The following is an 11,744-nucleotide window of genomic DNA, read 5'->3' on the forward strand; positions in this document are numbered from 1 at the left end:
AATTCATACACCCTTTTCTTAATATTTGTATTTAATTACATAACAAACCCTAAAATTAAATAGAATACTGCTGCTATAAATCCACTAAGTATGACATAAGGCATTTGAGTTACGGTATGTGTCATTGGCTCAATTCCTGAAGCAGTAGCACAGAGTATAGTAGAATCCCCATATGGACAAAGATGACTTCCAAAAGCACCTGCTGAAATGACAGCTCCAACTGATAGCCAAAGATCCGCACCAACTGCTTGAGCAAGAGGAATGATGATTGGAAGTGTAATAGCATAAATCCCCCAAATTGCCCCAGTTGCAAAAGCTACTAAACACAATGAAATAAACGCTACTGCAGGTAAGAATTCTGCATTCATCAAAGGCTTTACCTGTTCGATAACAAATGTTGTTAGTCCTAACTGGTCATTTGCCTCTACTAACATAAATGAGGCAACAAACATCATGACAATATAAATCATCGGTTTAGTTCCTTCAATAAAGGTATCAAATAACTCACGCAGCCCCATCAAACGTTGTACAAATAACATGGTTATTGTTACAAGGACTGCAACGATAATACCTTGTAATAGATCAATTCCTGAAAACCATGTATAGGAGATTAAAACCAGTATCGGAATGATAAAGTTAATCATTCTAGGCTGTTTAATATTTTCCAAAATACCTAACGAATCATCATTGAAACTATCCTCACTAGTTGATGCTACTTCGTCATCAGCACTGTTTTTACTCCCTGGAATACATACCCCTGTTGTTTCAGCTCTTAATTCCGCTTTTTTCATTTGACCAAGCTTAGGAATAATTCCAAAAATAGATAATACAACAACTAAAATTGCAACCCATCCATACAGAATAAAAGGAATGGTTTGTATATAGGCCGCTCCTCCCAATCCTTCTGCAGCGATCCCATTTTTCTCAAATATACCAGATACAAATACTGCCCATGTTGATATTGGCACAATGACACAGACAGGCGCGGCAGTGGAATGAATGATATAAGCTAAATATTCTCTTGAAGTCCGATGCTTGTCAGTTACCCTTTGCATTGCGGTTCCCAATACTAATGCATTTAAGTAATCATCAATGAAGATAATAAGCCCCATGACCCATGTTGCAAACAGTGATCCCTTCTTAGTTTTAATTCTTGCTGAAACATAATTTCCAAATGCCAGTGCTCCTCCAGACTTCACAAGAAGGGCAATAAAACCTCCGAAAAATACGATAACAAGCGTAATCCAACCAATTGTCGGATCTCCCATTGTAGCTAAAAGAGAATCGACAACTGCCGGAAAGAAATTTTGTTTCTCCAAAATAATAAACCCGATAACTGCTCCAGCCAACAAAGATTCAAGGGTTCTTCTCGTTGTAAAAGCAATAATCAATACACAAAGCGTAGGAATTAAACTCCACCAACCAAAACTCTCCAATTAAATTCCCCCCTTTAAATAAATTAAAAATGATACAAATTAGAAAATTCAGTCTATTCTCGGAAGAGTTTTATCTTTGAATGAAGAGCAAACCATATATGATTATTTCTATTACTCTAGATGTATTTGATTAAATTCCTTTCATAGAAAATCTCTCTATTTAAACCGCCTTTCTTTACTTGGTAATGGAAAGCTATCCTTGAATCACCCCCTTTAGGTAAAATCTTTTTCACAGCTTGAAGTGCTTCTGGCTATGATCCTTATAGCTGAATGTGTATATTTTTTACTTATATTGAAATACTTCTGAAAGCGGTAATACCCGCTGCTCTTCACTAAAATTTAAATTATTTTCAATTTCATTTAAATGATCCAAAACGAGTTTTTCTGCAAGCTCTTCATCTCTTTTTTCAATAGCGTTGAAAATGTGAAGGTGATGGGAACAAGCTTTCTGATCACCACCATAGATGCCTACAATCACATTAGTTAAGGATATTAAGTCCTCTAGGTATTGATAAAAATAAGAATTTCCTGAAATATCTGCAATTTTCAAATGGAAATCTCCAAGTATTTCTACAAGTTCATAAGAGTCCGCACTCTCAAACATTTTATTTTCTTCATCAATCATTTTTCCTAGCTCGATAATTTGATCTTTATTGTGTAATTGACAGGCCTTTCGAACAGCTTTTGCTTCAATGATTCTTCGCACTTCAAATACTTCTTTCGCTTCCTCCATCGAAGATCCCGATACAAAGGCTCCTTTATTTTCTATTATTTTGACTAATCGTTCATATGCTAATCTGCGAAGCACATTTCTAACAGGCGTTCTACTCACTCCAAATGATTCAGCGATATCTTGTTCTATCAATTGAATATTAGGCCGAAGTTTTTGCTGAATGATTGCTTGCTTTATCTTTTTATATATTTCAAATTCCTTGCTGTTCATCACTATCTTCCTCCCTATAATTAAGTATGCAAAATCGAATCCAACATTGTATACAATGTTGAATAAAAAAAGAAGCCTAAATTTAAAGTATTAAAAAAATCACTTTATTTAGTCTGATATGAAATACAAGGACAAGTGCAATAATGTAGAATTGCATTTTAATATATACCCTCTGTTATAGAAGGGTTTTCAATAGTTTGTTTTTAATGAGTCTAAATCTCTATATCAAACAGTAATTTTAAACACCTCCTTTACCAAACTCTATATTTTCATTACTTTCTGAATGTTTTATTTAATATGCAAAAGACATGCCAAGTGAAAAAGCTGTTTTTAAAGGCTGATTATTAAAAAATCTATAAAACAAATATGCAGATATGAATAATTTATCTACCAATGAATATTTTGTTAGTCTATAAATCTTTCATCAGATTCTTAAATTTCTTTTCAAAATCACCTAAAATCCATTGCAGCTTCTGAATAAAATTTGATCAAAATTCTTAGTTAAATGAACTCCAATAAAAAAGTCGTTATATTTAAACAATTAAATGTATGTAATTCCATCAAATCAGCTTCATTTAATTTTCGAGGTGATGTGATGTAGAGTTGCGAGTTTAGAGTTCTTTTGAGAGGTATTATAAGGATCTTGTGCCCGGAAATGTGATCAAAGTTGTGACCATAACATTGAGAAAATAAGCATATTCTTTGGTTTAAAAACACTTCCGTTTTCAAAATGCGTAAATAATGATGGGGTTGGTTGGACGCGAACATCCGTCACTAGTCATTCTCCACTTGTTGATGCATCATAAAAAAAGCGTAATTTCTCAATTTAATAAGAAATTACGCTTTTTTCATTCCTTCATAGTTGTGGCCGATTATAGAGGATCGATTATTTTTCTTACTGAGAAGATAAGTCCCCTGTCGTTTAACTATTTAATTAGAAAGATTCATATCTTTGCGTTCTTTTCAGTTGAATTTTTCACTGTTTAAATTCGACTAAACCGTATGCTAAAATCTATTTAAATACTTTAGTGAATTTTGGTTTAAGATTTCCTTTATAAGGTTCATGCTCAACGAATACAGTTATGTCCTTGCCGTCTTTGTCTTTACCAGTTCTTTTATACGTAAATTTACTTTGATTAAGTTCGGTAAGTTCAAGAGCGGCTCCATACTTATTATTTCCAATTGAAACATGGGCTCTTATTTTATTTTCGTTTAAAATATCGAAGTAGCCATAATCACCGCGGCTTTTTCCTGTTTCAATATTGAAAAACTCATATTTATTAGTCTTGTCATCAAATTTTGCCAAACTTATAAACATTGAATTGTACTTTGTTACATCATTGCCGTCTTCATCTAATACCTTTGTTCCATTCCAGAGAGTGCTACCTAAAATTTTATCTCCATCAATGTCTTTCACAATATTTCCTGTAGTAATGCCTAACTGCTTGTCCAGGTCAGTAAATGACAGTTCTTTTTCTTTATATGGGACATGTTCAACGAATACCTCCACATCGTTGCCATTAGCATCTTTCCCCATTCTTTTATAAGTAAAAATATCTTTATTTATTTCTGTCATGTCAACGACAGCCTGATAATTCATTGATTCTGAAATTAATATTCTCTTTTTCCCATCATTGGTGATAAAGAATGTTCCTTTATCGCCACGACTTTCACCTGTCTTAGCATTAAAAAATTCATATCTTCCTGATTTCACGTCATATTTTGCAAGACCAATGAAGTTTGCATTCTCTTTTGTCACGTCATTATTCTTCTTGTCATACACTCTTGTCCCTTGCCAATTTGTACTACTGAGAATGTTAGCCATGTTCTGACCTTTAGTGAGTTTATTTTCAGATTGTTTTTCTTTTTTTGGATCTTGTGATTTATTCATGTTTGTTTGTTCTGTTTTTGTTTCTTGTTTTTGTTCACTCGCATCGGTTTGCGCACTCGCGTTACACCCTGCTAAAGCCAATGTGAACCCAAGTAGTAAAGGTGATAATATTTTTGCTTTTTTATTCATTTTTTCATCTCCTAATTCTATGCTAATTTATTAAATGTGATAAAGTAATCTGATTTCACTGATGGAGTCCTATACGATTCGGTTATTCTGCTCCTGCTTTTAACAAAATGCTCTCGATCTCTTTAAATCCATTTTTTTGGGCATGTTCTAATGGAGTCACATTATTTTTATCCGGTATGTTCACATCCGCCCCATGATCAATGAGCAGTTGTATGGCTTGCTGTTGTTTTTTATCTCCATTATTCAACACGATAGCTTCCATTAATGCAGTCCAGCCTAGGTTATTTACATGATTTACATCTATATCAGTTGCGGTAAGAAGGGCTTTGATTACATCCACGTATCCATGTTCGGAGGCAGGAATTAAAGCCGTTCCTCCATACCGGTTTGTAATCGTTGGGTCAGCACCAGCTTCAATCGTAAGCTTTAAAATTTCAATATACCCTTCTGCACCGGCATATAAGAAGGGGTTGTTTTTCATGTCGTCTTGAATGTTGACGTCCGCCCCCGCTTCAATCAAGACTCTAGCGGTTTCAACATCATTATGATAAGTTGCTATCATTGTGGCAGTTCTCCCTTGTGAGTCCTGTGAATTAATATTGACACCCTCCTTAATCAATTTCCTTATGGCGTCCGTTTCTCTGCGCTCTGTAGCTGTAAATAGTTGTTCCTTCACCCTTCTTTCTTCTTTTATTTCTTTTTCCTGTTTATTTGGGTCTCTATCGTTATCAGAAACACATCCTTGAAGAATGAAAAGACATCCAACGAATATTGTTAGCCCCCTCCACATGAGAATTTCACCTGCCTTCAGTGTTATTACTTAAATAAGGTTAAAATTTAATGTTGAATTCCATCTAAATAAATTCTTAAAAAAAGATAAACTTTTTAATAAAATTCCTTAATACTAATAAAAAAAACGCCACTTTTGTGACGGTTCTTAAAACATAATCATTCATTTAAACGTTAAATCGATACCCGGCTCCCCAAACCGTTTCCAAGAATTTCGGATGGGCAGGATCTCTTTCAATTTTCCCTCTTATTTTCTTGATGTGAACGGTTACAGTTGAAACATCCGCTGCCGATTCTAACCCCCATATTTTTTCATAAAGCTGCTCTTTGCTTAATACTTGATTCGGGTGCATCACAAAAAACACAAACAAATCAAATTCTTTTGTTGTGAACGGAATTTCTTCTCCGTTAACATGAACTTTACGCGCTGACTTATCAATCGATATTCCATGAACGAAAATTGTTTTTGAATTAGTTTGGTTCCCGGCTAAACGTTCATAACGTGCTAAATGTGCTTTCACTCTAGCAACCAATTCACTCGGACTAAAAGGCTTTGTAATATAATCATCTGCCCCCAAACCAAGGCCGCGAACTTTATCAATATCCTCCTTTTTGGCAGATACAAGCAAAATAGGAATGTTTTTAACAGCCCGTATTTGTTTGCATATTTCAAAACCATTTAGTCCAGGGAGCATAATGTCTAAAATAATTAAATCATAATTTCCTTTAAGCGCATGTTGAACTCCTGCATCACCAGTATGTTGCATATCGACACGAAAATCATTTATTTCTAAATAATCTCTTTGCAATTCTGCAATGCTAATATCATCTTCAATAAGTAATATTTCTTTCACTTTTTTCACCTTTCTTTAGGGAGAAAAATAAAGTTGTACCTTTACCTATCTCGCTTGCAGCCCAGATTTCTCCTCCATGCTCCATGATAATTTGTTTTGCAATTGCGAGTCCTAAACCGCTGCCGCCTGTCTGAGAATTTCTCGATTGTTCTGCACGGTAAAAACGTTCAAAAATATGTGGCAAAGCAGAAGGATCTATCCCTTGACCATTATCTGCTACTTGCACAATCACATCATCTAATCGTTCATTTAGAGCAATAGAAATGCTTTTTTGGTCTTTGTTCATATATTTTACGCAATTGTTTAGTAAATTGGCCAATACTCGTTTTAACTTTTCTCTATCTGCTATTACATAAATCGGTTTATTCAAAAGATGAAGTTCAATACTAATTCCTTGCTGGATTAAATCCAAATACAGTTCATCTGTGTAATCTCTCATATATTTATCCAGTTCGATGATTTCAAAATTGAATGGTTCTTTTTTCAAATCCAGCTTGGAAAATAAGAACAGTTCATCAATCAGTAAATCCATATCTATCGCTTTTGAATACACAGTCGATAAATACTTTTCCATCTTTTGAGGGGTATTTGCTACACCATCTTTAATCCCTTCTACATATCCAATAATCGAAGTAATCGGTGTCTTCAAATCATGTGAAATATTGGAAAGAAGCTCTTTTCGATTTTCTTCATACTGAAGCTGAAGATTTATAGATTCTTTCAATTTTATTCTCATTTCCTCAAAAGCTCTCTTTAACTGCCCAATTTCATCGTTTGAAATAGCCTCGATCTCGAAATCCAGATCTCCTGACTTTATTCTTTCGGCCCCTTCTTTAAGAATAGTGATAGGCTTAATAATGCTTCGTGAAACTAAATAATTCAACATTCCAATGATCATGATAAACAGAAATAGCAAAAGGCCGGATAAGATGGGAAATAACTCTCGAATAAGCTCAGCATAGGAACTTGCCTTTTTTAATACAAAAACACTCCCTTTACTTTTATCTGGAAAATAAAAATCAAACTTCACATAAGTAAAAAAATAATCATTAATTTTAATCGTATCTCGGGTATTGATGTTTGTTTCTTCAAACCCAGGAAGGGATTTACCTAACGCCTGTTTATCTAGAGCAGCGGAAGCATACTCAACTTTTGTGCCCTTTCTAACAACAATCTTAATATCCTTCCGTTCAATCCACTTAATTTCCTTTTCATTAAGAAGCTGTCTAGGATTATTTTTAGCGAAAAGCTTTAAATCGAGAAACACACTTTCTTCTACTGTTGTCAAAGGTTTTTGTACATACGTTTTTTTGTAAAGGTGCTCTATAGACTTTACGTCACCTGTTATAGCAAAAATAATTAAAAAACCAGCTGCTAATAATAAAGTGATAGAGAAAAGGAGGACTCCAATATAAGACAACAGAAATCTCATTTTAATTGACATTTCTTTCACTCACTCTGTTATAAAATTTTCGTCAGACCATTCGTTATTCTTAACATGCAAGCTCATTTTTTAAACACACTATCAAGATTAAAAAAGCTCATTTTTTTAAGAAATTAAAAGAACTGTATCACATAAATCTTAAATTTTTCTAAAATATATATGAATTATCTATAAACAAGAGAGCGTAAAATATCTTGTGTACATGAATAAATACAAAAAAGAAGACCTTTTCTTGTAGAATTAAGTCACCACAACCAATCCAAAGAAAACACCAGTAATTTTAAAACAGGTAATCATTATACGGCTATCCTAACTTTTTAACCCCTGTTGATTGGAATGGATCTACAAGCAAAATAAAAGGGCTGCGGACAAACTTCAATTTTCATTGAGTTGTCCGCAGTCCTTTTATTTTCATTTTTTTATGGTTATGGCAGCTAGAATTATTTAACTAGGTTCTCAACCACTACTTCGGCAGAAACAAGATTAACCGTGTTCGCAATGGTATCTCCTACAGGGCAATGTGCTTCAATATATTCTTTATATGCTTTAATTTTTTCTTCAGGTGCTGTTGTTTCAATGTGAAATGTATATCTTATTGATTGGAAACCAGGTCGCACATCAGATTTGCCAAGAAAACCATCAATGTCAATATCTCCTTCTAATTCAACCCAAAAATTTTGCAGATCAATCTCAAATTTCTTCGCATAAGTTCTCGCTACAATGGACTGGCAAGCACCTAAAGCAGAAAGAAGAAGCTCAACCGGATTCATCCCTTGATCTGTGCCGCCTAAATTGGCGGGCTCATCGATAATTACCTTATGTCCTCTAGTCTCAGCTTCCACTAACACATTTTCTTTTAAAACTGTTTTGGCTTTAAATGTTGATAATGCCATAATAGATCGCTCCCTTTTTTCATTTTTATTGATAATAGAAGGTTATAATTCCGATTAACTTTATATGTTTTTGAGTATATAGTATAACCTTTCTTAGATTCAACTATTTTTGTTTGTTATTTATCTTTTTAAAGATGAATGATGCGGAGCTAAATTATTAAAAAACACCAAAGCATAATATGTCTTTGGATTTATCCGGTAAAAAGGCGAAATACTCTTTAATAGATATCTACTTTAACAAAAAAGGTACTATTAAAAAAATAGAAGACGCAGTTACTGGACAGGAAATAAAACAACACTAAACTTTACATGCCCGCATTGGTATTTTGTAACGATTTCAGTTAAAAAATGAATTCACTAAAAACTAAAAGAGCTCCCCATAGGTGAAGGGAGCTCTTTTAGTTTAATAATCGCCGTTATTGGTATTGAAAAAGGATCTTCCAAAACGAAGATCCTTTAAGTTAAAGTAGATAACACTTTTTATCTTTTTAGGAAAACATAACGAATTAGATAGGAGTAATAAGTTTGTTTAATCGACTTTCCAGCAGCTCCTTCCATTCGTTAGCCAATTCCTCAACAGATAATACTTTCTTTATGCCTTCAATATCCTTTTGCTTATGAAAATAAATCTCATTTCCATAAAGAATGGATACTTGTTTTGGATGTAATTCTAATAATGTAATTTGGGAATCTTTACGTACCATCCCTTCTTCTAAAACACGACATAGATAACCTGTAAAACCGGTTTGTACCATCCTCTTTAAAAGAAAAGGATTATTAGTTCTTTTTGTAATCGTACTACAAGGAACTCTGCCTTGAGTAATTTGTATAACAGCTTCTCCGAGACGGAAGATATCTCCAATATGGACGTCTTTTTCAAGCATATTTGTTACGGTTAAATTCTCACCAAAGTTTGATGACGGCAAAGGTTTCTCAAATTCTTTTTCCCAAAGTAAATAGTGTTCATAGGGATATACACACACGGCCCGGTCGGATCCCCCATGATATCGTAAGTCCGCAGCCCCATCTCCAAGGAATCCGTCTTTTTTTAAGAAAGCTTCTTCAGTCGTTTGTTTACAAATTCCTGTATGTATTTCTTTATCGTTCCCGTACTTCATTAGTTGGGGTAAACCAATAGAAAAATTCCTTAATTCTATAATTTTACTGCTATCCACTTGTACGCACATCTCCTAATTAATAATTTGTCTATTGTTAATATTATCACTTGTTGGTGACTTTTTTACTAACCTGGCCCGATTAATAAAACTAGTTCACATAACACTCCAGATTTCTTTATGGTCATTTTCCCCTATTATGTATTTTAATAGAATACATTATAACAAAATGAAGAGACGATGTTAAAATTCACATTTACCGCTTATATGGCATGGAACCTGTGGAGATACTTTCCATCTAAGGAGGTAGTTTAAAATAACATTTCAACTGCCAGCTGCTTTTCTGACATAACGAAAAAAGTCCAATTTCTCAATTTTAATACTGAGAATTGGACTTTTTAACATCGTCATTCCCTTAACGTTGCATATCCACTAATCTTTTATCATTTTTTTGACATATAATATCCTGTTATCCCCAATATAGTACCGAGTAGTGCCCCGCCTAGAACTTCACCCGGTTTATGACCAAGCACCTCTTTAAGTGGATCAGATGACTTTTCTTCATATTTTACTGGATCATCTTTATGAATTTTATCAATCAATTCATCCAAGTCATTTACCTTTAAGGTTAATTCACCTGTTTGTCTGCGGATTCCTTGAGCATCGTACATAACGATTAGACCAAAGACAACTGAAAGGGCAAAATCCATGGTCGAAATGCCTTTTTCCATAGCAATATAAGCAGCTAGAGAGGATACTCCAGCTGAGTGAGAGCTGGGCATCTCACCTGTCGCAAAAAATCGGTCAGGCTTCCATTCTTTTGTTTTTATATAGTGCATCGGGATTTTCAAAGCTTGAGCGATTCCAATACTTGATAACGCAATGACTAAGCCTTTATTCAAATTATTCACCTCTAGGTTATTTTGAAAAAAATCAGCTCTTTTATTCCTTGATAGTGTAAATAATAAGCAAAAGACAAATATTCTGCAGGATATCATTTAGCTGGCCTAATAGAATATTTCTCTTTTTTTATTGATATTAAACAAAAAATTCATGGAATGAATGAAAAGATCTGTTTAAAAAATGTAATGAAGAGGGTCTTATGGTTTTTGTCTGCTGTTTTTTGGGGTGTTTTAATTTGAATTTAGCACATAATTTGTTTTTCACAAATCGAAGCTGTCATGTTTTCTCTTCGGTTTTCTCCATTTTCCTATGCTTTATTTTTATTTAAAGAGCGGGAATTTTTTTGTCACCAAATATGGTCGTTTGTCGTATCGTTTATAAAAAGAAAATGGATATTTATGTTACGATAGATAAGAGATTTGAACAGGTGTACGTAAGCTAATGAGCAGAGTCCTTGATTACATTAATCGCGAAAATTATGAATAACAGAAGAAGTGATAAAGAAAGGATGTGCAAAATTATGGATTCCCAAACAGTTATGCAGGAATTGGAAGATCTAGGGAAGGAACGAACTAAAAAAATATACATATCCAATGGTGCCTGTGAGCCTCTTTTTGGTGTCGCTACAGGAGCCATGAAACCAATTGCCAAGAAAATAAAAATAAATCAACGCTTAGCCGAAGATCTTTATGCTACAGGTAACTACGATGCCATGTATTTTGCAGGCATTATTGCAGACCCAAATGCTATGACTGAGTCAGATTATGATCGTTGGATGGATGAAGCATATTTTTATATGCTTTCCGATTATGTAGTGGCAGTCACTTTATCAGAATCCGATATTGCACAAGAAGTTGCCGATAAATGGATTTCAAGCGGTGACGAGCTGAGAATGTCAGCAGGCTGGAGTTGTTATTGCTGGCTTTTAGGGAATCGTCAAGACATTGAATTTTCTGAAAGTAAGATTTCAACTATGCTTGATATTGTAAAAAAATCTATTCATGGTTCGCCGGAAAGAACGAAATCTGCTATGAATAACTTTCTATATACCGTGGGGATTTCCTATTTGCCGCTCCATGAAAAGGCAGTCGAGACAGCAAAGGAAGTTGGTATTGTAGAAGTTAAACGGGGTAAGAAAAAACCCAGTCTTCTAAACGCTTACGAAAGCATTCAAAAAGAAGTGGATAGAGGGCGGCTTGGTTTCAAACGCAAATATGTTAGATGTTAAAATTAGCCTTTCATCTGGCTGTTCAACTAACATAGAAAAAAGTAAAATGACTAGGATGAATAAAATATTACTCGTTAGAAAATACTAAAGCACAGCTCGCCTTTCAGCGAGCTGTGCTT

The 11,744-nt window shown here is 34.1% G+C and carries 10 protein-coding genes; 1 reads left to right on the plus strand and 9 read right to left on the minus strand.

What is annotated here, in order from left to right:
- Window positions 1-35 precede the first annotated feature (35 nt).
- From QYG89_RS14285 to QYG89_RS14325, 9 genes are all read right to left on the minus strand, one after another.
- Entirely contained in the window at window positions 36-1,436 is a 1,401-nt protein-coding gene (locus tag QYG89_RS14285) for a Na+/H+ antiporter NhaC family protein (protein ID WP_404318448.1), read from the minus strand.
- Window positions 1,437-1,719: 283 nt separating this feature from the next.
- Window positions 1,720-2,379, minus strand: a complete 660-nt coding sequence (locus QYG89_RS14290) for a GntR family transcriptional regulator (RefSeq protein WP_404318450.1) — start codon at window positions 2,377-2,379, stop codon at window positions 1,720-1,722.
- A 1,012-nt stretch (window positions 2,380-3,391) separates the two neighbouring features.
- Window positions 3,392-4,399, minus strand: coding sequence for a DUF4822 domain-containing protein (locus QYG89_RS14295; protein ID WP_404318452.1), 1,008 nt, complete (start codon window positions 4,397-4,399; stop codon window positions 3,392-3,394).
- Between the two features lie 82 nt (window positions 4,400-4,481).
- Entirely contained in the window at window positions 4,482-5,189 is a 708-nt protein-coding gene (locus QYG89_RS14300) for an ankyrin repeat domain-containing protein (RefSeq protein WP_404318453.1), read from the minus strand.
- A gap of 166 nt (window positions 5,190-5,355) precedes the next feature.
- Window positions 5,356-6,042, minus strand: coding sequence for a response regulator transcription factor (locus QYG89_RS14305; protein ID WP_404318455.1), 687 nt, complete (start codon window positions 6,040-6,042; stop codon window positions 5,356-5,358).
- Window positions 6,020-7,486, minus strand: a complete 1,467-nt coding sequence (locus QYG89_RS14310) for a sensor histidine kinase (RefSeq protein ID WP_404318457.1) — start codon at window positions 7,484-7,486, stop codon at window positions 6,020-6,022. Before QYG89_RS14310 ends, QYG89_RS14305 begins: the two co-directional genes overlap by 23 nt.
- Window positions 7,487-7,926: 440 nt before the next feature.
- On the minus strand, window positions 7,927-8,379 hold the full coding sequence (locus QYG89_RS14315) for an OsmC family protein (RefSeq protein WP_404318459.1): 453 nt from the start codon (window positions 8,377-8,379) through the stop codon (window positions 7,927-7,929).
- 506 nt (window positions 8,380-8,885) lie between these two features.
- Window positions 8,886-9,497, minus strand: a complete 612-nt coding sequence (locus QYG89_RS14320; protein ID WP_404318474.1) for an MOSC domain-containing protein — start codon at window positions 9,495-9,497, stop codon at window positions 8,886-8,888.
- A 440-nt stretch (window positions 9,498-9,937) separates the two neighbouring features.
- Window positions 9,938-10,396, minus strand: a complete 459-nt coding sequence (locus QYG89_RS14325; protein ID WP_404318461.1) for a divergent PAP2 family protein — start codon at window positions 10,394-10,396, stop codon at window positions 9,938-9,940.
- Window positions 10,397-10,917: 521 nt separating this feature from the next.
- Between QYG89_RS14325 and QYG89_RS14330 the strand changes: the two genes are divergently transcribed.
- Window positions 10,918-11,625, plus strand: a complete 708-nt coding sequence (locus QYG89_RS14330) for a DNA alkylation repair protein (protein ID WP_404318463.1) — start codon at window positions 10,918-10,920, stop codon at window positions 11,623-11,625.
- The last annotated feature ends 119 nt before the right edge of the window (window positions 11,626-11,744 follow it).

It is taken from the genome of Bacillus lumedeiriae (genome assembly GCF_044891285.1).
Taxonomy (GTDB): domain Bacteria; phylum Bacillota; class Bacilli; order Bacillales; family Domibacillaceae; genus Pseudobacillus; species Pseudobacillus lumedeiriae.